Source organism: Streptomyces sp. NPDC048606, from assembly GCF_040650855.1.
Classification (GTDB): Bacteria; Actinomycetota; Actinomycetes; order Streptomycetales; family Streptomycetaceae; genus Streptomyces.
Genome location: NZ_JBEZIB010000027.1, coordinates 94,590 through 116,505 on the forward strand (window position 1 = coordinate 94,590; position 21,916 = coordinate 116,505).

Here is a 21,916-nt window from a genome sequence, read left to right on the forward strand (position 1 = left end):
ACCCTCGCGGGGCGCGCTGTCACCGGTGTGTGCTCAGGCTGTGACCCGTCTGTGAGTGCGCGGCGCCGGCCGCGAGGGGGAGTTCGACCTCGAAGGCGGTCCGTCCCGGCTCGCTGCGCACGCCGACCCTGCCACCGTGCGCGGCCACCACGGCCTGGACGATGGCGAGGCCGAGGCCGGTGGATCCGGCGGCGCGGGAGCGGGAGGCGTCTCCTCGGGCGAAGCGTTCGAAGACGTGGGGCAGCAGGGCGGGCGGGATCCCGGGGCCGTCGTCCTCGATCCGGAGCCGGACGGCGGATGTTTCACGTGAAACACGGGCCGTGACGGTGGTGCCGGGCGGGGTGTGGGTCCGGGCGTTGGCGAGGAGGTTCACCAGCACCTGTTGGATCCGGGCCGCGTCGGCCCGTACGGGCGCGGGCTCGTCGGGGAGGTCGAGCCTCCAGTGGTGGTCCGGGCCGGCGGCGCGGGCGTCGCTGACGGCGTCCACGACGAGCGGGGCGAGGTCGATCCCGTCGTCGCCCTCGTCCCCGGTGTCGAGCGGGCGGCCGGCGTCGAGACGGGCCAACAGCAGCAGGTCCTCGACCAGCCCGGTCATCCGGGTGGCCTCGGACTCGATGCGGGCCAGTGCGTGGCGGGTGTCGGGTCCGGTCTCCTCCCGGCCCCGGCGGGTCAGTTCGGCGTAGCCGCGGATGGAGGCCAGGGGGGTGCGCAGTTCGTGGCTCGCGTCGGCGACGAACTGGCGGACCCGCATCTCGCTGTGCTGGCGGGCGGTGAGCGCGGAGGAGACGTGGCCCAGCATCCGGTTGAGGGCGGCGCCGACCTGGCCGACCTCGGTACGGGGGTCGGCCTCGGCGTCGGGCACCCGCTCGTGCAGGGCGGGTTCACCGCTGTGCAGGGGGAGTTCGGAGACCCGGGTGGCGGTGGCGGCGACCCTGCGCAGGGGTCGCAGGGCGGCTCCGACCAGGGCCTGGCCGGCGAGGGAGGCGGCGATGAGTCCGGCCGCGGTGACGGAGACCTCGGCGGCCACCAGGATCCGTACGGTGGAGTCGACCTCGCGCAGCGGGAGGCCGAGGACGAGCCGTCCGTCGGGGGCGGTACGGACCCGGTAGGCGCCCAGTTCGGGTACGTCGAGGTCGACCGTGCCCGAGCCGGCCCGGGCGGCCGCGCGGGCGGCCTCGGTGAAGGCCCGCGTCTGGGCCTCGGTGAGGGGCTGCACGTGATCGACGGACTCCTGGCCGGCGGGGGTGCTGCGCGCGGTGGCGAGCACCTTGCCGAAGGGGTCGAGACGGACGCCGGCGGTGCCGGAGGGGTTTCCGGGGGCCAGGACGAAGCCGATGCTGTTCTCCCGCGCGGCCTTCCCGCCCCCGGGGCCCCGGGTGGCCATCTCCAGGGAGACCCGCAGCTGCTCGTCGAGCCGGTCGACGAGGTACGAGCGCAGGGTGAGGGTGGTGACGGTGCCGATCGCCGCCCCCACGACGGCGATCAGGGCCACCGCCGAGACGACGAGCCGGGTCCGCAGGGACCAGGGGCGCCGGCGCGGGCCGCGACCCGCCCGCCGGCCGCCCCCGAAGCGGCGCGGACGCGGGCCCCCGCCCGCCGGACCGGTCGCGGTGGACCCGGTCGACGCGGAGCCGGTCGCGGTGGAGCCGGTCGACGCGGACCCGGTTCCGGTGGAGCCGGTCGCCACTACTCGGCCGGCTTGATCAGGTATCCGGCGCCGCGCCGGGTGTGGATCATCGGGGGCAGTCCGGTGCCCGCTTCCAGCTTCCGACGCAGGTAGGAGATGTAGAGCTCGACCACGTTGGCCTGGCCGCCGAAGTCGTAGGACCACACCCGGTCCAGGATCTGCGCCTTGCTCAGCACCCGACGCGGGTTGCGCATCAGGTAGCGCAGCAGCTCGAACTCGGTGGCGGTCAGCCGGACCTCCCGACCGCCCCGGACCACCTCGTGGCTGTCCTCGTCCAGGAGCAGGTCGCCGACGGCGAGCACCGAGCCGCCGCGCGCGGCCTGCGCGGCGCCCGAACGACGGACCAGCCCGCGCAGCCGTGCCACGACCTCCTCCAGGCTGAAGGGCTTGGTGACGTAGTCGTCCCCGCCGGCCGTCAGGCCCGCGATGCGGTCCTCGACCGAGTCCTTCGCGGTCAGGAACAGCACCGGGACCTGCGGGATCTCCCGGCGCAGCCGACCGAGCACGGTCAGCCCGTCCATGTCGGGAAGCATGATGTCGAGGACCACCACGTCCGGGCGGAACTCCCGGGCCGCCCGTACGGCGCCCGCGCCGTCACCGGCGCTGCGGACCTCGCAGCCCTCGTAGCGCAGGGCCATGGACAGCAGCTCGGAGAGCGAGGCCTCGTCGTCGACGACGAGGACCCGGCAGGGTCCCCCGTCGGGGCGCACGAGGGCCGTCGGGGTGCCGGTGGACGGGGACGCGTGGGAGGTGGTCGTCGCTGTCATGGCCCCAGGCTGGCCGGCGCCCCTGAGAGCGTTCTTGCCGGTTCCTGTGAATCTCCTGAGAAACGCGGTCCACCGGGCGGCGGGCCCCTCAGCGGAGCGAGAAGAGGCGGGCGCCGTTGTCGTGGCAGACCGCGCGCAGCCAGGCGTCGCCCAGGCCCAGCCGTTCCAGGGCCGCCAACTGGTGCTCGTAGGGGTAGGGGATGTTCGGGAAGTCCGTGCCCAGCAGGATCCTGTCCCCGAGGTCGGCGAGCCGGCCGAGCCGGTCGGCGGGGAAGGCGGCGAGCCGCTCGGAGAAGTCGGTGAAGGCCATGGTCGTGTCGAGCCGCACCTCGCGGTGGCGCGCGGCGAGGTCGAGGAACTCGGCGTACTCGGGCATCCCCATGTGCGCGACGATCAGGGGCAACCGGGGGTGGCGGGCCAACAGCCGGCCGATGGGCCCGGGCCCGGTGTGCCTGCCGGGGGCCGGTCCCGAACCGCAGTGGACGACGACGGGGATCCCCGCCTCGGCCAACAGCCCCCACACCGGCTCCAGGCGTTCGTCGTTCGGGTCGTACCCGCCGACCTGGAGGTGCGCCTTGAAGACCCTGGCCCCGCGTTCCACGGCCTGCCGTACGTACGTCTCGACGCCCTCCTCCGGGAAGAACGTGGCGGTGTGCAGGCAGTCGGGGGTACGGGCGGCGAACTCCGCGGCCCAGGAGTTCAGCCAGGCCGCCATCGCCGGCTTGTGCGGGTAGAGCATCGCGGTGAAGGCCCGGACGCCGAACTCCCGCAACAGGGCGACCCGTCGCTCCTCCTCGTGCCGGTACACGATCGGCCACGCGACGCCCGTCAGGGGACCGACCGAGTCGAAGTAGCCCCAGACCTTGTCCAGGACCCGTTCGGGCATGAAGTGCGTGTGCACGTCGACCAGGGCCGGTACGGCGAGCCGCTCCCGGAAGGCCCGGACCGCCTCGGCCGTCGCCGCCGCCGTCGCCGCCCCGGCCCGGGCCTGCCCGGCCGTATCAGCCGTATCAGGCGTTGCGGACATGCCCGTGGCTCCGCTCCACGGTCCCGACGTGCAGCGTGTAGCTCTCGTACCAGTGGGCGCGACCGTGCTTCATGGCCGCCTGGTGCTCCGTGTCCTTGCGCCAGGCGGCCAGCGACTCGTGGTCGCGGAAGTAGGCGACGGTGATGCCGAGACCGCCGGGGGTGCGGGCGGACTCGTAGCCGAGCAGTCCCGGGTTCTTCGAGACGATCTCGACCATCCGGGCCTCGGTATCAGGAAAACCCGTCTCGTCGGGGGTGCGCACGTTGCTGAACACGGCCATGACGTAAGGGGGTTCGAAGGCGGGAACAGGATCGATCTTCATGCCCTCCACCCTCCGTGGCGACCCCCGGGCATGTCCACAGCAATCCGGCCCGGGAGGCCAAAGGGATCCAAGTTTTGACCTTCGCCCCCACGGGGCGCGGGCCACGATCAGAAGAGGCCGTCCTGTTCGACCGGGGGCGCCGGCGGGGCGATGTCCACCAGCGGCGCGTCGGTGACCGCGCCCTCGGGGGCCGGCGCCAGATCCCACCCCGTCAGCAGTCGGGTGTCGACGACGAGCCCGTCCGCGAAGTGCAGGTCCGGCCCGGCGGCGGCCACGAGGCGCCCCACGACGGCGGCGCCGGACAGCAGCTGCGACGGCGACCGCGCGGGGGTCGGCAGCGCGGCCAGGTGGAACGGCCCGGCGTGGTCGACAACCTCGCACTCCAGCCGCTCCAGGGATTCCGGCCACCCCTCCAGAGCCGCCGCGCGGGCGTGCAGCCGCGCCACCTCCAGGGCCCGCTCGGGCTCGGGGGGCAGTGCGGCGCGCGCGGCGCGCTTGCGGGAGTAGGCGATCCGGTCCGGGACCCCGAGGGCGGCCCGCAGCAGCTCCTCGGTACGGCGCATGGCCATCAGCGGGCCCCGCCCCAGCCAGGCCCAGGTCACCGCGCCCTGCTCCAGGAGCCGGGTGGATCCCCGCTCCTCGGCGGTGATCCCGACCTTGACCATGTCCGGCCCGAACCACGCCAGGTACACGCGGTAGGTGCGCGGATCGGCGACGTTCGTGTCGGCGGCCACCGAGAAGGACCGGTCCAGGCGGGCGCATTCGGGGCACTGGGCGTTCCCGGCCCGCCCGGGCACGACCGCCTCGCGCGGGCACGGCGTACGCCGGCCGGCCCGCCACACGCCCGGGCAACGCCGCTCGCCGCGCGCGACGAAGGCCAGCACCCGCCCGGGCACGAGCGGGCTGTCGCGCTCCGCGCCCCCGGGCCCGTACCAGCCGATGGCGGGGCGCCCACCCGTCCACCGCATTCCGGCGCACTGCCAGGTCACAGTGGCAGCGGCCGTTCGAAGAAGGTGTCCAGGACCACCGTGGCCTGCGTCCCGCTGACCCCGTCGATCGCGTAGAGGCGGCGCAGGACGTCCTGGAGCTGCCCGGTGGAGGCCGCGCGCACCTTGACCAGCACCGAGGCGCTGCCGGCGATGACGTGCGCCTCCTGGATCTCGGGGATCGCGGCGAAGGCGGCGCCCGAGTCGCCCATCCAGGCGTCGGAGTCGACCATGACGTAGGCCAACACCCCGCTGCCGACGGCGGCCGGGTCCACGTCGATGGTCGTCCGCCGGATGACCCCGCGCTCCCTCAGCTTGCGGACGCGCTCGTGGGTCGCCCCGGCGGAAAGCCCGACGGCGGTGCCCAGAGCGGCGTACGACTGGCCCGCGTCCTGCTGGAGGCGCAGGACCAGCGCCCGATCGATGTCGTCCACGCGATCTTCCTCCCGGATACCCCTCGACTCTTGCGGAGACGGTACCGGATCCTGCAATCTCAGCATCACACCGAACAAAATTCGGCCAATCACCTCCGGGGGCAGATTATGTCTGGCATTGCCGACCTTAACTTGTACGAGATTCTGGACGAACGCTTCCGTACGGGGCGCTGCGCCAACGGCGACGCCCGCCTGGAGCGGCTCCACGACGACTGCCGCTGGGCCGAGGGGCCCCTGTACCTGCCGGCCTGGCGCCAGCTGGTGTGGAGCGACATCCCCAACGACCGGATGCTGCGCTGGGACGAGGCGACCGGAGCGGTCTCCGTCTTCCGCGAGCGGGCCGGACACCCCAACGGCAACACCCTCGACCGTGAAGGCCGCCTGATCACCTGTGAGCAGGGCAACCGGCGCGTCACCCGCACCGAACCCGACGGCACCCTCACCGTCATCGCCGACCGCTGGAACGGCAAGCGGCTCAACAGCCCGAACGACGCCGTGGTGCGCTCCGACGGCTCGGTGTGGTTCTCGGACCCGGACTTCGGCATCACCAGCGACTACGAGGGCTACCGCGCGCCGAGCGAGATCGGGGCCTGCAACCTCTACCGGGCCGACCCGACCACCGGCGAGGTCCGTCTCGTCGCGGACGGCTTCCTCGGCCCGAACGGCCTGGTCTTCTCCCCCGACGAGAGCGAGCTGTACGCGGCCGACACCCGCGCGGGCCACATCCGAGCCTTCAAGGTCGGCGAGGACGGCACCCTGAGCGGCGACCGGGTCTTCGCCGACTGCCCCGGCGTGGACAACATCCGCTTCGACGACCAGGGCCGGCTGTGGGCGGCCGCGATGGCATCGGGCGTCCGGTGCCACGCGGCGGACGGGGACCTCATCGGCCGCCTGCGCGTCCCCGAGCCGGTCTCCAACATCGCCTTCGGCGGACCGAAGAACAACCGCCTGTTCATCACCGCCACCACCTCGCTGTACTCACTGGTGCTGTCGGTCACCGGGCTGCCCCGCGTCCACCCCGATGCCCGACCCCAGGGCGGGCCGGGCGTCGGGCGACGGGCGTGAGGCCTCAGCGCGCGACGAACTGGGTGAGGATCGCCTGCACCTCGTAGATGTCGACCCCCTTGGTGAAGGTCTTCTCGATCGGCGTGGCGCTGCCCGATATCCAGATCTTCAGCTCGGCGTCGAGATCGAAGTGACCGGCGGTCTCCACGGCGAAGTGCGTGATGCTCCGGTACGGGATGGAGTGGTACTCCACCTTCTTCCCGGTGATGCCCTGCTTGTCGACCAGCACCAGGCGCCGGTCGGTGAACAGGATCGTGTCCCGGATCAGCAGGTAGGCGGCGTGGACCTGCTCCCCGTTGCCCAGCAGGCGCGCGAAGTCGCGCTGCGCCGAAACCGGATCGACCGTGTGCGCGTTTCCGAACAGTCCCATGGGGTCCCCCTCAGTCTTCGTCTTCGACCGTTCGCGAACGTCTGCGAACGTCTTCGAAAACCTTATGCAAGGGGCGGCCTGGTCCACGTCCCCCGCGGGAGCCATCTCGACCCTCGGCACTTCAGGGGGATCTCCGGGGGAACCTCGTCCTTGAGGACTGTTTCCGCCGGCGCGCACACCCGCCCCCCGCACACCAACGCATGTGCCCACATACGACCAGAGGTCCTCAGGATTTCTCCTGAGGACCTCTGGCCTGCTGTGCACTCGGCAGGATTCGAACCTGCAACCTTCTGATCCGTAGTCAGATGCTCTATCCGTTAAGCTACGAGTGCTTGGGCTTCCCGGGTTTTTTTCGCCCCGTTGGCCTTGCGAGAACAACAATACATGGACCTCGCCGGGACGCGAAATCCATTAGCCAAAGGGCCTCTGACCTGCGGAAACGCCTCAGATGAAGATCGTCGGGCCGGATCCGCGCGACGCCCGCCGGGCCATCCGGTTCCCCTCGGGGGCCGTCCGAAACACCCCCGCGGCGCCTCCAAGCCCTGAACGGACCCTCGGGACCCACACCACGCTCCCGCCGGCCCCGCGCCATGCCGGGCCGCGCCGGGCACTCCGACGGCGGACACCCGCAGAACTCCCCCGACACGCCCCCGAACACATCGAAGCCCCGGTCCGTGAGGACCGGGGCTTCGATGAAGCGCGGAGGCGGAGGGATTTGAACCCTCGATGGGTGGTAAGACCCAAACCGCATTAGCAGTGCGGCGCCATAGACCGGACTAGGCGACGCCTCCAGCACACCCCACGCGTACGAGGGTGCGTGCAGATGATGACACAGCCGCGGGGCCGGTCACCAATCCGCTGCCAACGGTACAAGGAGCCGGGCCCGCAGGGCAAAGGCTTAAGACCACTCGTACACCTGCGGCACAGGTGTCCGCCCCCGCCGCGCGGCGGGACGGACGCAACGTCGGAGCGAGCCCGTCGTTGGTGAGGCGTACGACGTACGGACGACCTGGAGTGACCCCATGCTGCGTCTCGCCGCCCTCGCCGTCACCTCGGCCCTGGCCGCCGCCGCCGTCGGCCCGCTGCCGCCGCTGCCCCTCGCGCGGCTGCTGGCGACGCCGGACCGGCTCACCGTCAACATCTCGCACACCGGCAACCCCGCCCTCGACGGCGAGTACCGGCTGGAATGCCGGCCCGTGGGCGGCGACCACCCCGAGGCGGAGAAGGCCTGTGCCCTCCTCGACCGCTTCCACAAGGACGGCGAGGCCCCCTTCGCACCCGAACCCAAGCGGCAGATGTGCACCTTCCAGGACGGCGGTCCCGCCACCGCCCGCGTCACGGGAACATGGCGCGGCGAGAAGGTGAACGCCACGTTCCGCCGCAAGGACGGGTGCGACATCGCCCGGTGGAACGCCCTGGAACCTCTGCTTCCGACTGCGCGTTCCTGACCAGGGAGGATGCGGCGGATGCACGTTTTCCCCCGTCCATCCGCCACCTCGCCGCGGGACGGTGCCCTTAGACTCCTCCCGTGACATGCCGGTAGTCGTGGTCAGGGAGGAAGCTCGTCGTGAGCAGCAGGCCATCCCGAGGCGCTGCTCGCCTCGCAGCAATACTCGACGCGCTCCCGGACGCGCTGTTGCTCGTCAACGCCAACGGCACGGTCGTCAACGCGAATTCGATCGCGCTCGAAGTCATGGAGAGCCCCGGGACCGGTCTCGTCGGCCGGGGCGTCCTGGACCTCTTCCCGGACTTCGACTCCAAACTGATCCCCGGCTCGATGCGTCGTCCCGGCGACGACGTGACCGGTCGGACCGCGCCGCGCCGGATGACCGCGCGCCGTACCGACGGCAGCGAGTTCCCCGTCGAGCTCACCAGCGCCCACCTCGACGGCCGTGACGCCTACCGCGAGCCCCAGCCCGCCTACACCGGCGACGAACTGCTGATGCTCGTCGTCCGCGACCTCTCCGAGACCGTGGACACCGAGGCCGAGCTGGCCCGCTCGCAGCGGCAGACCGAGATGATCCTGCGCGCCGCCGCCGAGGGCGTCGTCGGCACGGACACCGAGGGCCGCGTCGTCCTCGTCAACCCCGCCGCCGCCCAGATCCTCGGGTACCGCGCCACCGACCTCGGCAACCGCGAACTGCACGGGCTGATCCAGCACTCCCGCGCCGACGGCTCGCCGTTCCCCTTCGACGAGTCCCCGCTCGCCGACACCCTGCGCAGCGGACGCAAGCACCGCGTCCGCGGGCAGGTGCTGTGGAACAAGGCCGGTCAGCCGGTCGCCGTCGACCTGACGACCTCCCCCGTGCGCGACGGCGAGGTCCTCGTCGGCGCGGTGATGACCTTCACCGACCGGCGCCCCTACGACGCCCTCGCCGCGCGCCACGCCCAGCTGCTGGCCGTGCTCGGCGAGTCCCTGCGCGGCCCCCTGGAGGAGCTGCGCGGGGAGCTGGCCACCCTGGCCGCGGACGACGGCGGACAGCTGTGGCCCGAGGCCAACCAGCTGCTGCACCATCTGGCCGCCGGCTACTCGCGGATGACCACCCTGGTCGACAACGTCCTCGGCTACCAGCGCCTGGACGCGGGCAGCGAGAAGCTGAAGAAGAAGAACGTCCTGATCAACACGGTCGTCGCGGCCGGCATCGACGGCGCCGTCGAGCTGATCGGCCCCGGGCGCGCCCAGTTCGCGGTCCACGCCCCGACCATCGAGGCCGAGGTGGACGAGCGGCACATCGCGACCGCCCTCGCGCACCTCGTCGCGGACGTCGCCGGGGTGGACGCGACCGGCAAGACGGCCCAGGGCAGCGGGTACGGGGACTCCACGATCGTGGTGGCCGCCGCGCAGCGCGGTGACGTCGTACGGATCGAGGTGCGCGGCCCCTACGAGGGCGGCGACCCGGTCCACGAGCCGATCGTGCGGGGCATCGTCGCCGCGCACGGCGGTGTGTTGCAGACGGTGGAGGTTCCGGGCGCCCCCGGCGGGGCGTACGTGCTGGAGCTGCCGCTGGGTTCCGGGGCCGGGACGGTGACCCTGCCGGAGCCGGCGGAGGAGCCCGCGGCGCAGGCGGCGGCCCAGACGTCCGACGGGGCCGACGGCACCGGTGGCCCGGCGACGGTGTCCGGTGGCCGGCGCGGTCGGCGCGGGGTGGACGCCTTCCTGGAGGACGACGCGGACGAAGCCCGGTCCCCCGAGGCCCGCGAGGGTGGGGGCGCGCTCGCGTTGCCGTCCGGGCGGCGCCGCGCGGACGGCAACGCCGCCGAACCGGGTGCCTCCGGCCCCGAACTCGCCCAGTCCCCCGTGAACCCGGCCGGGCTCGGTACGGGACGCCGGCGCGGCCGTGCGGGCGACGACGGGGACGACCCCGGCCGACCCGGAGCCGTACGGCCCGTTCCCCCGCAGGGGACCGCCATGCCCGCGCTGCCGCCCGTCCCGGCCGTGCCCCCCGTCCCGGTGACGGAGCACCCGGCCGCACGCCGCCGCACCCTGGGCCCCGCCGGGGCCGCCGGGCAGCCCGGTGGTCCCGTGCCGGCGGCCGGCCTCACCCCGCCCGCCGCGCCCCGACCCGTGGCCCCCGAGGGGGGTTTCGCCCTGCCCGCCGGCCCGACCCCGGCCGCCGCACCGCAGGCTCCGCAGGCCCCGCAGGCCCCCGCGATGGCCGGTGCGGCTCCCGCGCCCGCCGACGCCGGGTCCGAGGCCCCGGGCGGACGGCGCGGCCGTCGCGTGCTCGGCGCGCCCGCCGGCGCAGCCGCGGAGCCCGAGCCGCAGGACGCTCCCGCCGAGGACACCGCCCACCCGACCGGGCGGCGGCGCGCGCTGCCGGCGACCCCGGCCTGGCCCGTTCCCGCGGCCCGTACCGCCGCCGAGGACACCGACGGGGCGGGGCAGGTCGCCGTACCCGGAGCGCGGCAGCCCGGGGACGCCCCGGGTGCCGGGCAGCCGATCAGCGTGCGTGCGCTCGGCACCCTGGGCCAGGGCGTCTCCGTGGACCCCGGCCAGACGGCGGGCGGCTCCGGCTCCGGCCGGCGGCGCCGGCTCTCCGAACCGACCCCGCAGGGGCGGGCCTTCGCCATAGGGGCCCCCGAGGCGGGCGCCGCCGAGGGTCCCGAACCGTTGGACGGTCCCGGTGGGGCCGTGGAGGTGGTCAACCGGCCCGTACCGCAGCCCGTGGACGACGAGCTGCCGCCCGAGCCGCTGGACAACCCGCGCCGACTGCTGGTGTGGCCGGCGCCCGACGCGCAGACGCAGCAGGCGCTCAGCGACCGGGGCTACCGCCCGGTGATCGTGCACTCCCGTGAGGAGGTGGACGCGCAGATCGCCGCCTTCCCCGCCGCGCTGTTCGTCGACCCGCTGACCGGTCCGATCACCCGCACCGCCCTGCAGTCGCTGCGTCAGGCCGCGGTGGCCGCCGAGGTGCCCGTGCTGGTGACGGCCGGGCTGGGGCACGCCACGCGCGAGGCGGCGTACGGGGCCGATCCCGCCGTGCTGCTGAAGGCGCTCGCGCCGCGCGACAGCGAGCAGCACCCGTCCCGGGTGTTGTTGATCGAGGAGCACGACGAGATCGCCACCGCGCTGACCGCCGCGCTGGAGCGGCGCGGCCTCCAGGTCGGTCGGGCCGGGGCCGACACCGACGCGGTGGAGCTGGCGTCCCGGATGCGGCCCAACCTGGTCGTCATGGACCTGATGCAGGTGCGGCGTCGACGGGCCGGGATCGTGGACTGGTTGCGGGCCAACGGGCAGCTGACGCGCACCCCCCTGGTCGTGTACACCACGGCCGGCATCGAGCCGGGTGACCTGCCGAGGCTGGCGTCGGGGGAGAGCGTGCTGTTCCTCGCGGAGCGGGCGACCACGACGGACGTGCAGGGTCGGATCGTGGACCTGCTGGCCAAGATCGGCACCAACTAGCCATCCTGGGCCGATGGCCATCACCGATACGACCGAGCACAGTGTCCCCGCCGACAACGGGGAGGTGAGCCTGCTCATCGCGCGGCAGGTGGAGCCGGGTTACGAGGAGGCCTTCGAGACGTGGGCGCGCGGGATCCTGGAGACCGCGGCTGGCTTCCCGGACCACCTCGGCTACGGGCTGTTCCGTCCGGCGGCGGAGGGGGCCCCGTGGTTCCTGGTGCACCGCTTCCGTGACCAGGCCGCCTTCCAGCGGTGGCAGGACTCGCCGGAGCGGGCCCGTTGGTTCGCGCACTGCGAGGGCCACCACCACACCGAGATAGCCCGGCGCGAACTGCACGGCATGGAGACCTGGTTCGCGAAGCCGGGTACGACCCGGCCCGCGCCGCCGCGGTGGAAGATGGCGATCAGCTCGGGGCTGGCCATCTTCCCGATCTCGCTGGCCGGCAACGCGGTGCTCGGGCCGTACCTGGTCGACGTGCACTTCGTGCTGCGGACGGCCGCGTTCGCCGTCGTCTTCAGCACCCTGATGACCTACGTGGCCATGCCCGCGGTCAGCAGGCTGCTGCGGCCATGGCTCACGAAGGGCTGACGCCCGGGGCGGGGCCGGGCGCCCCGGTGGACCGGCTCAGTCCAGGTGCGTGACGTCCAGCTCGCCCTCGGCGTACTGGCGACGGATCACCTTCTTGTCGAACTTGCCGACGCTCGTCTTGGGGACGGCCTCGACGAGCGCCCAGCGCTCGGGCAGCTGCCACTTGGCGATCGTCCCGCCGAGGAACGAGCGCAGTCCGGCGTAGTCCACCGTGGCGCCGTCCGTGAGGACGACGGTGGCCAGGGGGCGCTCGCCCCACTTCTCGTCGGGAACGGCGACGACCGCCGCCTCCGCCACCTCCGGGTGGGCCATCAGGGCGTTCTCCAACTCGACGCTGGAGATCCATTCCCCGCCGGACTTGATGACGTCCTTGGCCCGGTCGGTGAGCGTGAGGAACCCGTCCGGGCTGATCACGCCGACGTCGCCGGTCTTCAGCCAGCCGTCCGCGCTGAACTTGTCCTCGGGGCGTACGGGTTCGCCGGACACCCCGCCGAAGTAGGAGGCGGCGATCCAGTTGCCGCGCACCTCCAGCTCGCCGGCGGACTCTCCGTCCCAGGGCAGCAGGTCCCCGGCGGGGCCGACGAGGCGCCCCTCGACGCCCGCGGGGAATCGGCCCTGGGTGACGCGGTAGGGCCACTCCTCCTCGGGGCTCAGCCCGGCGGGCGGGTGCGCCATGGTGCCGAGCGGGGAGGTCTCCGTCATGCCCCAGGCGTGGCACAGGCGTACGCCGAGCCTGTCGTAGGCCTCCATCAGGGAGGGCGGGCAGGCCGCGCCGCCGATGGTGACCTGCTTCATCGAGCTCAGGTCGCGCGGGTTGGCGGTGACCTCGGCGAGCAGCCCCTGCCAGATGGTGGGGACCGCCGCGGCGTGGGTGGGCTTCTCCCGTTCGATCATCTCGGCGAGCGGCGCCGGCTGGAGGAAGCGGTCCGGCATCAGCATGTTGATGCCGGTCATGAAGGTGGCGTGGGGCAGCCCCCAGGCGTTCACGTGGAACTGCGGGACGACGACGAGGCTGGTGTCCCTGTCGGTCAGGCCCATCGACTCGGTCATGTTGACCTGCATGGAGTGCAGGTAGACGGACCGGTGGGAGTAGACGACGCCCTTGGGGTCCCCGGTGGTGCCCGAGGTGTAACACATGGCCGCGGCCTGGCGTTCGTCCAGTTCGGGCCAGTCGTAGTGGTCGGGGCGACCGTCGAGGAGCTCCTCGTACTCGTGGACGCGCACCGCGAGGCCCTCCAGGACCGAGCGGTCGCCGATGCCGGAGACCACGACGTGCTCGACGGTGGGCAGGTGCGGCAGCAAGGGCGCCAGGAGCGGCAGGAGGGTGCCGTTGACCAGGACGACCTTGTCCACCGCGTGGTTGACGATGAAGACCAGCTGCTCGGGAGGCAGACGCAGGTTCAGAGTGTGCAGCACGGCGCCCATGGAAGGGATCGCGAAGTACGCCTCGACGTGTTCGGCGTTGTTCCACATCAGGGTGGCCACGCGGTCGTCCTGCCGGACCCCCAGCTCGTCCCGCAGGGCGTTGGCGAGGCGGGTGGCGCGGGTACCGATCTCGGCGAAGCTGCGGCGATGCGGCTCGGCCTCCCCGGTCCAGGTCGTGACCTGGGACTTCCCGTGGATCGTCATCCCGTGTCGGAGTATGCGGGTGACGAGGAGCGGTACGTCCTGCATGGTGCTCAGCAAAGCGTCCTCCCGGTGAGCGCTGCGGCGCTGCGGCGGCTTACGGATGCTGCGATTCTGCGCACGTACCGGTCGGCATGTCACTACCCGGGAGTACAAACGGAGGTGTCGATCACCGGGCGCGGCGGCTCCCCTACGGATGTTTCACGTGAAACACGGGCCGGGGGCAGTCGGTCGCGGCCGGTGTTTCACGTGCCGGTGTTTCACGTGAAACACCGGCCCCGCCGGCTCGGCCTCACCGCACGGGGGTGAGTTCGGGGTCCTCGCGGAGCTTGCCCAGGGCCCGGGAGACGGCGCTCTTGACCGTGCCCACCGAGACGCCGAGCAGTTCGGCGGTCTGCGCCTCGCTGAGGTCCTCGTAGTACCGCAGGACGACCATGGCCCGCTGCCGGTCGGGTAGCCGGGTGACCGCGCGCCACATCGCGTCGCGCAGGGCCTGCGCCTCGGCGGGGTCGACGCCCGGGGGCTCCTCGCGTTCCGGGATCTCGTCGCAGACGAACTCGTCGACCTTGCGCTTGCGCCACTGCGAGGTGCGGGTGTTGACCAGGGCCCGCCGGACGTAGCCGTCCAGGGCCCGGTGGTCCTCGATCCGGTCCCAGGCGACGTAGGTCTTGGTGAGGGCCGTCTGGAGCAGGTCCTCGGCGTCGCAGGGGTTGGCGGTGAGCGAACGCGCCGTACGCATCAGGACCGAGCCGCGGGTCCGGACGTACGCCGAGAACGACGGATACGGCGTCGGATTCGAGGCGAGCGTGCACACAGGCGTGGTCATGGCTCCACGCTAGGAGCGCGCGCCGGCCCTGGAATCGGCCGCAGGTGCCGAAGCCGGGTCCGTCTCAGGTTGTAGGACGGGCCCCCGCCCCACCTCCTGAAGGTGGAGGGGGCGGCGGCCGAGGGGCGGGGTGGATCAGCCGTCGGCTCCGAGGACCAGGCCCGACGTCGGTACCCCGGTCCCGGCCGTGACCAGGGCGTGGGCGGCCCCCGGGACCTGGTTGACGGAGGTGCCGCGGATCTGGCGGACGGCTTCGGCGATGCCGTTCATGCCGTGCAGGTACGCCTCGCCGAGCTGGCCGCCGTGGGTGTTCAGCGGCAGCGCGTCGGCCGCGACGAAGTCCGCGGCCTCACCCGGCCCGCAGAAGCCGAACTCCTCCAGCTGCATCAGCACGAAGGGGGTGAAGTGGTCGTACAGGATCCCCACGTCGATGTCGCCGGGTCGCAGCCCACTGGTCCGCCACAGCTGGCGGGCCACCACGCCCATCTCCGGGAGCCCGGTGAGGTCGTCGCGGTAGAAGGAGGTCATCCCCTCCTGGCGCCGGCCGGCTCCCTGCGCCGCGGCCGTGATCACGGCGGGCTTGCGCCGCAGGTCACGGGCCCGCTCGGTGGTGGTGACGACGAGCGCCTGCCCGCCGTCGGTCTCCTGGCAGCAGTCCAGCAGCCGCAGCGGTTCCACGATCCAGCGCGAGGCGGCGTGGTCGGCGAGGGTGATCGGCTTGCCGTGGAACCAGGCGGCGGGGTTGTTCGCGGCGTGCCGGCGGCCGGTGACCGCGACGTGCCCGAAGGCCTCCGGGGTCAGCCCGTACGCGTGCAGGTAGCGCTGGGCGGTCATGGCGACCCAGGACGCCGGGGTCAGCAGCCCCCAGGGCAGCGACCACCCCAGCGCCGCCCCCTCCGCCGAGGGTTCGCGCTGCTGGACGCCGGAGCCGAAGCGGCGCCCGGAACGCTCGTTGAAGGCCCGGTAGCAGACCACTACCTCCGCGACCCCGGTGGCGACGGCCAGGGCGGCCTGTTGAACGGTCGCGCAGGCCGCGCCGCCGCCGTAGTGGACGCGGGAGAAAAAGGACAGGTCCCCGATGCCGGCCGCCTGGGCGACGGTGATCTCGGGGCTGGTGTCCATGGTGAAGGTGACCATGCCGTCGACGTCGGCCGGGGCGAGCCCGGCGTCGTCCAGGGCCGCGTGCACCGCCTCGACGGCCAGCTTCAGCTCGCTGCGACCGGAGTCCTTGGAGAACTCGGTGGCCCCGATCCCGACGACGGCGGCCCGTCCGCCCAGCTCGTCCCTGCTCCGCACGCTCATGCCGCACCCCCCGCGCGCTCCGAGCCCGCCGCGACGGACGCGCCGGGCGGGCCGGGCGGGCCGTCCGCGTCCGCCAGGGTCACCGTGACCGTGCCCGTGACGTGGTGGCCGATGCCGTTGGCGCCCACGATCCGGATCTCGGCGGTGTCCCCGTCGACGGCGGTGACGGTGCCGCTCAGCGTCATCGTGTCCCCCGGGTAGTTGGGGGCGCCGAGCCGGATGGCGACCCTTCGCAGCACGCAGCGCGGTCCGAGGTGGTCGGTGACGTACCGCCCGACCAGGCCGTTGGTCGTGAGGATGTTCATGAAGACGTCCGGGGAACCCTTGTCGCGGGCGCTCCGCGCGTCATGGTGGACGTCCTGGTAGTCGCGGGAGGCGATGGCTCCCGCGACGATCAGGGTGCGGGTCACCGGGATCTCCAGTGGCGGCAGCGCGTCGCCGACGTTCATGCGGGTTCCTCCTCCTCGATCGGCTCCCTGTCCATCGATGCGCCGAGCTCCTCCAGGAGTTCGCCGCCGCAGCCCAGGTAGGCGTCCAGTTGGCGGCCCCACAGGAAGTGGCGGTGGACCGGATGGTCCAGGTCGGCACCCATGCCCCCGTGCAGGTGCTGGCCCGCGTGCACGACCCGTTTGCCGGCCTCCGAGGCCCACCAGGCCGCCGTCAGCACGTGTTCGCGCGCCGCGAGCCCCTCGTCGAGACGCCAGGCGGCCTCGTAGGCGGTGACGCGGATCGCCTCGGTGTCCATGTACGCGTCGGCCGCGCGCAGCATCACGCCCTGGTTCGTGGACAGCGGTCGCCCGAACTGTTCGCGGGTGGAGGTGTACTCCACGGCGCGCGCGAGCGAGCCGGCGCAGACGCCCGCCTGGAGGCCGGCGAACGCGGTGCGGGCGGCGGCCAGGGTGGCCTCGTAGGCGCCCTCCCCGCCGAGGCGCTCCGCCGGGGCGCCGGTGAGGGTGAGCCGGCCCGCCGCCCAGGGGGCGGTGGTCTCCACGGGCTCCGTGACCGCTCCGGGTGCGTCCGTCCGTACGATCCACAGCGCCCGATCGGCGTCGGGCACGAGGACGTGCGTGGCGTCGCGCAGCCAGGGCACGACGGGCGCGACACCGGTGAGGCGTCCGTCCGCGGCCGCGGTGACACGGCCGCGGGCCGGGAAGGCGCCCGTGGCGACGGCTTCGCCGCTGCCCAGCGCGGGCAGGAGTCGGGCCCGCTGGGCGTCGGTGCCGTGCGCGGCGACGGGGAGGATCCCGTAGGCGCAGGTGGCGGCGTACGGGACCTGCGCGGTGGTGCGGCCCTGCTCCTCCAGCAGCAGCACCAGGCCGAGCAGTCCGAGGTCCTCCACCGCCGCGGTGAGCCCGGCGGTGGTGAGCGCCTTCCACAGTTCGGCGTCGCTCGCGGTGCCGGCGGCGGCGAGGCGTTCGTGGGTGGCGAGGTCGCGGAAGATCCGGGCGGCGAGGGCGACGGCCTCGGCCTGTTCCTCGGTGGGGTGGAAGTCCATGTCAGCCCGTTCCTCCTCGGAAGACGGGGAGTTCGAGCGTGTCGTCGACGCGCAGGAACTCCAGGCGGACGGGCAGGCCGATGCGGACCTTGTCGTAGGGGACGCCGGTGATGTTGGTGATGATCCGCACGCCCTCCGCCAGCTCGACGAGGGCCACCGCGTACGGGGGGTCGAAGGCGGGGAAGGGCGGGTGGTGCATGACGACGTACGAGTAGACCGTGCCGGAGCCGCTCGCCTCGACGGTGTCCCAGTCGGGGGAGGAGCAGGCGTTGCAGCCGGGGAGCCAGGGCAGGCGCAGGGTCCGGCAGGCGGTGCAGCGCTGGATCAGCAGTCGGTGTTCGCGCACCCCGTCCCAGAAGCCCTGGTTGTCGCGGTTGATCACGGGGCGCGGGCGGGCGGCGGGTGCGGGTGCGGGTGCGGGCGGTGGGGAGGCGGGGCGCGGGCGGGCGGCCGGGGCGTACTTGAGGATGCGGAAGCGGTGCGTTCCCGCGGGTTCGCCGTTCGCGTGGACGTCCATCCGGGTGGTCACGAAGTGCCCGGTGCCCAGTTTGGTGGTCTTGCGCGGCGAGACCGACTCGATGACGGCGTCGAAGGTGACCTCGTCGCCGGGGCGCAGGGGGCGCAGGTACTCCTGCTCGCAGTCGGTGGCGACCACGGAGGTGCAGCCCGCGCCGTCGAGGAGCCCGAACAGTTCCTCGTAGGCGGAGGAGCGGTCGGTGTGGCCCGAGAGCCCGCCCATCGTCCAGGCCTGGAGCATGGTGGGCGGGGCGATGGCGTCGGGGCCGGTGTAGGCCGGGTTGGTGTCGCCCATCGCCTCGCACCAGTGCCGGATCATCGGCGCGTTCACCGGGTCCTTGGCCCGGCCGGCGGTGGCGGCGGGGCGGCCCTCGAAGGTCCGGAGCAGGGCGTGGAACCGCGCCTGCGCGGACTCGGGCCCGTCGTGCGGACCGCCGGGGTCGTGGGGGCCGTGGGGTGTGTCCGATGGTGCCGTGGTCATCGCTTCCTCCCCTTCATGCCGAGGCGCATCATGGCGACGATCTCCCGTTGGACCTCGCTCACCCCGCCGCCGAAGGTGTTGATCTGGGCGGCGCGGTTCATCCGCTCCAGCTCACCGCCGGCGAAGGCCGCGGCGCCCCTGACCAGGGCCTCCTCGCCGACGGCCTCCTGACAGATGCGGTACACCTCGACGGTGGACTCGGTACCGAGGAACTTGACTCCGCTGGCGTCGCCCGGCGCCAGGGTGCCGGCCCCGACGTCCTGGACGAGGCGCCAGTTGAGCAGGCGTACGGCGGCCAACCGGGCGTGCGCCTCGGCGAGCCGGGACCGCACCCAGGGACGGTCGAGCGGGCGCTCGCCGGTGTCGGGGTCGGGGGTGCGGGCGTGGGCGAGGGCGGCCTCGTAGAAGTCCTCGGCCTGCATGCCGATGGCGGCGAGGGCGACGCGCTCGTGGTTGAGCTGGTTGGTGATCAGACCCCAGCCGCCGTTCTCCGGCCCGACGAGGTTGCCGGCCGGGACGCGGATGTCGTCGTAGTACGTCGCCGTGGTGGTGAGCCCGCCGACGGTGTCGATCGGGGTCCAGGAGAATCCGGGGCTGTCGGTGGGAACGAGGACGATCGAAATGCCCCGGTGCTTGGCGGCGTTCGGATCGGTGCGGCAGGCCAGCCAGATCCAGTCGGCGTTCTGGGCGTTCGAGGTGAAGACCTTCTGCCCGTCGATCCGCCAGTGGTCGGTAGCGCCGTCGGCGCCCCGCTCGCGGACGGCGCGGGTGCGGAGGGCGGCGAGGTCGGTGCCCGCCTCGGGCTCCGAGTAGCCGATGGCGAAGACGACCTCACCCGCGAGGATGCGGGGCAGGAAGTAGTCCCTCTGCTCCGGCGTCCCGTACTTCATGAGGGTGGGGCCGACGGTGTTGAGCGTGACCATGGAGACCGGGGCCCCGGCCCGGTAGGCCTCGTCGAAGAAGACGAACTGCTCGTCGGGGCCGCGGCCTTGGCCGCCGTACTCGACGGGCCAGCCGAGACCGAGCAGACCGTCGGCACCGATCCGGCGCAGCAGGGCCCGCTGGGCGACCGGGTCCTCGGGCACCCCGTCGGGGAGCAGTTCCCGGAAGTACGCGCGCAGTTCGGCACGGAGCCGCGACTGGGCTTCGGACGGGGCGAGGTGCACGGCTCTGGCCTCCCGGAGACACGCGTCTGCGAATGGACCTGACTGTCCGTCAGATTTACTGCCCGTGTCAAGGTCGGCAGGAGGTGGGAACGCCCCGGCACGCACCGGGCACGCACCCGGCAGGCACCGGGCACGCGCGAGGGCGCCCGCACGACCGGACCCCAGCCGGTCCGGTCGTACGAGCGCCCTCCTCGGTCGGTGCGGCTCAGCGAGCGGCTACCACCAGGGGTGGAAGTTGACCGCGACGTTCGTGTTGGACTGCTGGATCGCCGTGTAGGCCGAGCCGTTGACCTGCGCGGTGTTGTTCTGGTTGGACGCGCCCGAGCCGGTGGCCACCTGCTGGGAGGTGGAGGAGTTCCCGCTGTTGTTGCCGCCGACGCCGCTGCCGACGATGCCGGCCACGCTCGCATTCGATCCGTCGTTCGCCAGGGCGCCGTTGTCGGCCGCGGCCACTCCGCCGAAGAGGGCGACGGCGAGGGGGAGAGCGGCGACGGCGGCGATGACGCGGGCGGTACGGATGCTTGCCATGTCTTGATCCTCCATGAGACCGAAGTGGGGTGTTTTCCGGAGCGGTTGGCCGACCGCCCTGGTCGCTTGCGTGGTGCCGGTTCGTGTTGCTGACGACGTCGCGACACCAGAGTTGCCCACCGAATCCCCGGCGAACCAGCCCACGGCCTGCTATTCCCCCGCAAGCATGACCAACATCGGATAAACCCCATTCACGTCCACGACGCCCCCGCTCAACACCCCCGAACAGGCCGAAGTCCGTGCCGGGCAAGGGAGGAAGCGTTCCTCCAAACCCACCGGCCCCGGACATGCCAAAGCGGGCCGCACCGTCCGGGAACCCCACCGTCTCCCGGGCCCGCGGCCCTGCGATACCAAGCCTCACGCCCCCCGTGCGCCCCTGGCGTCCGCCGGAGCGATCCCCCTGTGCCCCACTCCCGGGGGCACCGTACGGCGCGATCCACGACCGGGAACGGTCGGGCTCCAGCGCCTGTGGTCGTACGTTCCCGCCTGACCGCCCACTACGCGGCGAGTGCCACCCGCGCCTGCTCCACAGCGGTGTCCACCCGGTCGGAAGCCAGTGCCGCGGCGGTGGTCGAGCGTCGGACGGAGGGGCTCTTGCCGTGCGCCTCGGCACGGATCCGCTGCTTGATGGTGGGCGGGAGGGAGCCCCCCCGCATCATCGCCCGCCAGGTCCGCCGCGCCACGGCGACGGGCCGACGCACCGCCGGCGCCGAGGGGGCGGCCACCGCGGCGGCGACCGGGGCCGGCTTGGCAGCGAGGCCGAGGGCCGCCAGGAGCGCGACGAGGGCCGCGAGGACGGAGGTCCAGATCGAGGTGACGGTGCTGCGGTAGGTCATGACGAACGCCTCATTTCGCGATGTTCCGACGGGCGGATCTGAATACATTCGTCATGATGTGGTCGCAACCGGACGGCCTCCGCGACGCGCGCCGATCTTCCGACAAACACCACCCGGAAGGCGCAGCGGCCCCTCGAATCCCCGCCGGAAACCCCTGAATCTCCGCCGGATACCTGCCCGGCACGACCCTTGTGCGGCCGGCCGTGCGCGGATGGAGGCGGGCGACATGCGGAAGGGGCGCCCCGGAATCCGGGGCGCCCCTTCCGGCCGGCGCGTTCGCCGACCTGGTGCGGTGGGTGTGGGATTTGAACCCACGGTGACTCGCGCCACGACGGTTTTCAAGACCGGTCGGTGCGCAGTGGTCATCCCGGCCCCGACCTGCGCCTTTCCTCCTTCAAGGCCGCTGAGCGCGAATCCTGGCCCACACATGGCCCATGAGGGCCTGGAAACGGCTCTCTGGGAGTCCCGTCCAGCCCGCCCGACCTCAAGCGGTCACATGCGACCCTGGCAGCAACCCAAGCTCTTGGAAGGAGGTGCCGTGCCGGAGGCCAGCCCGCGCGGAACCTATCTACTCATCGCTGACGCACTGCGGAAGGAGATCGAGGAGGGAGACTCCCAGAACAGCACTCTGCCGTCAGAGGCCGTTCTCATGCAGGCTCACGACGTCTCCCGCAACACCATCCGTCGCGCGCTGAAGACGCTGGAGTCCGAAAAACTGATCACGTCCGTGCCGGGCGCCGGGTGGCGCGTGTCTCGGGTGCCCGTCCCGCCTCTCGTTGAACGCCTGATCGCTGTCATCACTGAGGACCATCTCGCCGTCGGCGACAAGTATCCGTCTGAGGCGAACCTCTGCGAGCGCTTCGCAATGTCCCGAACGGCCGTACGTCACGCGTTGGCGCAGATGGAGGGAATCGGCCTGCTCGCCACCGTGCACGGCAAAGGCCGAACCGTGCTCACCCTTCCGACCACCCAAGAGGAGTCATAGCTTTG

21 protein-coding genes and 2 tRNA genes are annotated in these 21,916 nt (G+C 72.8%); 5 read left to right on the plus strand and 18 right to left on the minus strand.

Features of this window, described 5'->3' with window-relative positions; translation table 11 throughout:
* Window positions 1–19 precede the first annotated feature (19 nt).
* The 6 genes from AB0D01_RS26845 to AB0D01_RS26870 form a co-directional block, all read right to left on the minus strand.
* Complete coding sequence (locus tag AB0D01_RS26845; RefSeq protein WP_363059607.1) at window positions 20–1,519, minus strand: HAMP domain-containing sensor histidine kinase; 1,500 nt, start codon at window positions 1,517–1,519, stop codon at window positions 20–22.
* A 167-nt stretch (window positions 1,520–1,686) separates the two neighbouring features.
* Entirely contained in the window at window positions 1,687–2,454 is a 768-nt protein-coding gene (locus tag AB0D01_RS26850; protein WP_363059542.1) for a response regulator transcription factor, read from the minus strand.
* Window positions 2,455–2,542: 88 nt separating this feature from the next.
* The gene (locus AB0D01_RS26855) at window positions 2,543–3,481 is read right to left on the minus strand and encodes an amidohydrolase family protein (RefSeq protein WP_363059544.1); all 939 of its coding nucleotides are present in this window, start codon (window positions 3,479–3,481) and stop codon (window positions 2,543–2,545) included.
* Complete coding sequence (locus AB0D01_RS26860) at window positions 3,465–3,803, minus strand: antibiotic biosynthesis monooxygenase (protein WP_363059546.1); 339 nt, start codon at window positions 3,801–3,803, stop codon at window positions 3,465–3,467. The genes AB0D01_RS26855 and AB0D01_RS26860 overlap by 17 nt, the downstream gene beginning before the upstream one ends.
* 107 nt (window positions 3,804–3,910) lie before the next feature.
* Window positions 3,911–4,771 (minus strand): DUF2797 domain-containing protein, encoded by an 861-nt coding sequence (locus AB0D01_RS26865; RefSeq protein WP_363059609.1) that lies wholly within the window; start codon window positions 4,769–4,771, stop codon window positions 3,911–3,913.
* Window positions 4,772–4,788: 17 nt separating this feature from the next.
* On the minus strand, window positions 4,789–5,223 hold the full coding sequence (locus AB0D01_RS26870) for an Lrp/AsnC family transcriptional regulator (protein WP_363059548.1): 435 nt from the start codon (window positions 5,221–5,223) through the stop codon (window positions 4,789–4,791).
* Between the two features lie 108 nt (window positions 5,224–5,331).
* On the opposite strand from AB0D01_RS26870, the gene AB0D01_RS26875 reads away from it, so the two are divergent.
* Window positions 5,332–6,288, plus strand: a complete 957-nt coding sequence (locus AB0D01_RS26875; protein WP_363059550.1) for an SMP-30/gluconolactonase/LRE family protein — start codon at window positions 5,332–5,334, stop codon at window positions 6,286–6,288.
* A 4-nt stretch (window positions 6,289–6,292) separates the two neighbouring features.
* Here AB0D01_RS26875 and AB0D01_RS26880 read toward each other — a convergent pair whose 3' ends face one another.
* The 3 genes from AB0D01_RS26880 to AB0D01_RS26890 all read right to left on the minus strand — a co-directional run bounded on the left by AB0D01_RS26880 (window position 6,293) and on the right by AB0D01_RS26890 (window position 7,449).
* On the minus strand, window positions 6,293–6,658 hold the full coding sequence (locus AB0D01_RS26880; RefSeq protein ID WP_363059552.1) for a PH domain-containing protein: 366 nt from the start codon (window positions 6,656–6,658) through the stop codon (window positions 6,293–6,295).
* Between the two features lie 259 nt (window positions 6,659–6,917).
* Window positions 6,918–6,990 (minus strand) — tRNA-Arg (locus tag AB0D01_RS26885).
* A 368-nt stretch (window positions 6,991–7,358) separates the two neighbouring features.
* A tRNA-Ser gene (locus tag AB0D01_RS26890) sits at window positions 7,359–7,449 on the minus strand.
* A gap of 231 nt (window positions 7,450–7,680) precedes the next feature.
* Here AB0D01_RS26890 and AB0D01_RS26895 point away from each other — a divergent pair.
* The 3 genes from AB0D01_RS26895 (at window position 7,681) to AB0D01_RS26905 (ending at window position 12,150) form a co-directional block, all read left to right on the plus strand.
* Window positions 7,681–8,106: an SSI family serine proteinase inhibitor gene (locus AB0D01_RS26895; protein ID WP_363059554.1), complete on the plus strand. Its 426-nt coding sequence runs from the start codon at window positions 7,681–7,683 to the stop codon at window positions 8,104–8,106.
* 119 nt (window positions 8,107–8,225) lie between these two features.
* Window positions 8,226–11,561, plus strand: a complete 3,336-nt coding sequence (locus AB0D01_RS26900) for a PAS domain-containing protein (RefSeq protein ID WP_363059556.1) — start codon at window positions 8,226–8,228, stop codon at window positions 11,559–11,561.
* 13 nt (window positions 11,562–11,574) lie between these two features.
* Window positions 11,575–12,150: an antibiotic biosynthesis monooxygenase gene (locus tag AB0D01_RS26905; protein ID WP_363059558.1), complete on the plus strand. Its 576-nt coding sequence runs from the start codon at window positions 11,575–11,577 to the stop codon at window positions 12,148–12,150.
* Between the two features lie 36 nt (window positions 12,151–12,186).
* Here AB0D01_RS26905 and AB0D01_RS26910 read toward each other — a convergent pair whose 3' ends face one another.
* From AB0D01_RS26910 to AB0D01_RS26950, 9 genes are all read right to left on the minus strand, one after another.
* A complete protein-coding gene (locus tag AB0D01_RS26910) occupies window positions 12,187–13,836 on the minus strand; it encodes a long-chain fatty acid--CoA ligase (RefSeq protein ID WP_363059560.1) in 1,650 nt (549 codons plus the stop codon).
* Between the two features lie 232 nt (window positions 13,837–14,068).
* A complete protein-coding gene (locus AB0D01_RS26915; RefSeq protein ID WP_363059562.1) occupies window positions 14,069–14,602 on the minus strand; it encodes a SigE family RNA polymerase sigma factor in 534 nt (177 codons plus the stop codon).
* A gap of 135 nt (window positions 14,603–14,737) precedes the next feature.
* Complete coding sequence (locus AB0D01_RS26920; RefSeq protein ID WP_363059564.1) at window positions 14,738–15,904, minus strand: lipid-transfer protein; 1,167 nt, start codon at window positions 15,902–15,904, stop codon at window positions 14,738–14,740.
* The gene (locus AB0D01_RS26925; protein ID WP_363059565.1) at window positions 15,901–16,353 is read right to left on the minus strand and encodes a MaoC family dehydratase; all 453 of its coding nucleotides are present in this window, start codon (window positions 16,351–16,353) and stop codon (window positions 15,901–15,903) included. The genes AB0D01_RS26920 and AB0D01_RS26925 overlap by 4 nt, the downstream gene beginning before the upstream one ends.
* Window positions 16,350–17,399, minus strand: a complete 1,050-nt coding sequence (locus AB0D01_RS26930; RefSeq protein WP_363059567.1) for an acyl-CoA dehydrogenase family protein — start codon at window positions 17,397–17,399, stop codon at window positions 16,350–16,352. Before AB0D01_RS26930 ends, AB0D01_RS26925 begins: the two co-directional genes overlap by 4 nt.
* Before the next feature lies 1 nt (window position 17,400).
* Entirely contained in the window at window positions 17,401–18,396 is a 996-nt protein-coding gene (locus AB0D01_RS26935; protein WP_363059569.1) for an OB-fold domain-containing protein, read from the minus strand.
* Entirely contained in the window at window positions 18,393–19,562 is a 1,170-nt protein-coding gene (locus tag AB0D01_RS26940) for an acyl-CoA dehydrogenase family protein (protein ID WP_363059571.1), read from the minus strand. Before AB0D01_RS26940 ends, AB0D01_RS26935 begins: the two co-directional genes overlap by 4 nt.
* A 216-nt stretch (window positions 19,563–19,778) precedes the next feature.
* Complete coding sequence (locus AB0D01_RS26945) at window positions 19,779–20,090, minus strand: hypothetical protein (protein WP_363059573.1); 312 nt, start codon at window positions 20,088–20,090, stop codon at window positions 19,779–19,781.
* 497 nt (window positions 20,091–20,587) lie between these two features.
* Window positions 20,588–20,926 carry a DUF6344 domain-containing protein gene (locus AB0D01_RS26950; RefSeq protein WP_363059575.1) on the minus strand — a complete coding sequence of 113 codons (339 nt, stop codon included), beginning with the start codon at window positions 20,924–20,926 and terminating at the stop codon, window positions 20,588–20,590.
* A gap of 538 nt (window positions 20,927–21,464) precedes the next feature.
* On the opposite strand from AB0D01_RS26950, the gene AB0D01_RS26955 reads away from it, so the two are divergent.
* Entirely contained in the window at window positions 21,465–21,911 is a 447-nt protein-coding gene (locus AB0D01_RS26955; RefSeq protein WP_363059577.1) for a GntR family transcriptional regulator, read from the plus strand.
* The last annotated feature ends 5 nt before the right edge of the window (window positions 21,912–21,916 follow it).

Coding starts and splice junctions, on each gene's coding strand:
- AB0D01_RS26850 (WP_363059542.1), bottom strand. CDS start 2,454: ATGACAGCGACGACCACCTCCCACGCGTCCCCGTCCACCGGCACCCCG.
- AB0D01_RS26855 (WP_363059544.1), bottom strand. CDS start 3,481: ATGTCCGCAACGCCTGATACGGCTGATACGGCCGGGCAGGCCCGGGCC.
- AB0D01_RS26860 (WP_363059546.1), bottom strand. CDS start 3,803: ATGAAGATCGATCCTGTTCCCGCCTTCGAACCCCCTTACGTCATGGCC.
- AB0D01_RS26865 (WP_363059609.1), bottom strand. CDS start 4,771: ATGCGGTGGACGGGTGGGCGCCCCGCCATCGGCTGGTACGGGCCCGGG.
- AB0D01_RS26875 (WP_363059550.1), top strand. CDS start 5,332: ATGTCTGGCATTGCCGACCTTAACTTGTACGAGATTCTGGACGAACGC.
- AB0D01_RS26880 (WP_363059552.1), bottom strand. CDS start 6,658: ATGGGACTGTTCGGAAACGCGCACACGGTCGATCCGGTTTCGGCGCAG.
- AB0D01_RS26895 (WP_363059554.1), top strand. CDS start 7,681: ATGCTGCGTCTCGCCGCCCTCGCCGTCACCTCGGCCCTGGCCGCCGCC.
- AB0D01_RS26905 (WP_363059558.1), top strand. CDS start 11,575: ATGGCCATCACCGATACGACCGAGCACAGTGTCCCCGCCGACAACGGG.
- AB0D01_RS26915 (WP_363059562.1), bottom strand. CDS start 14,602: ATGACCACGCCTGTGTGCACGCTCGCCTCGAATCCGACGCCGTATCCG.
- AB0D01_RS26920 (WP_363059564.1), bottom strand. CDS start 15,904: ATGAGCGTGCGGAGCAGGGACGAGCTGGGCGGACGGGCCGCCGTCGTC.
- AB0D01_RS26925 (WP_363059565.1), bottom strand. CDS start 16,353: ATGAACGTCGGCGACGCGCTGCCGCCACTGGAGATCCCGGTGACCCGC.
- AB0D01_RS26930 (WP_363059567.1), bottom strand. CDS start 17,399: ATGGACTTCCACCCCACCGAGGAACAGGCCGAGGCCGTCGCCCTCGCC.
- AB0D01_RS26935 (WP_363059569.1), bottom strand. CDS start 18,396: ATGACCACGGCACCATCGGACACACCCCACGGCCCCCACGACCCCGGC.
- AB0D01_RS26945 (WP_363059573.1), bottom strand. CDS start 20,090: ATGGCAAGCATCCGTACCGCCCGCGTCATCGCCGCCGTCGCCGCTCTC.
- AB0D01_RS26950 (WP_363059575.1), bottom strand. CDS start 20,926: ATGACCTACCGCAGCACCGTCACCTCGATCTGGACCTCCGTCCTCGCG.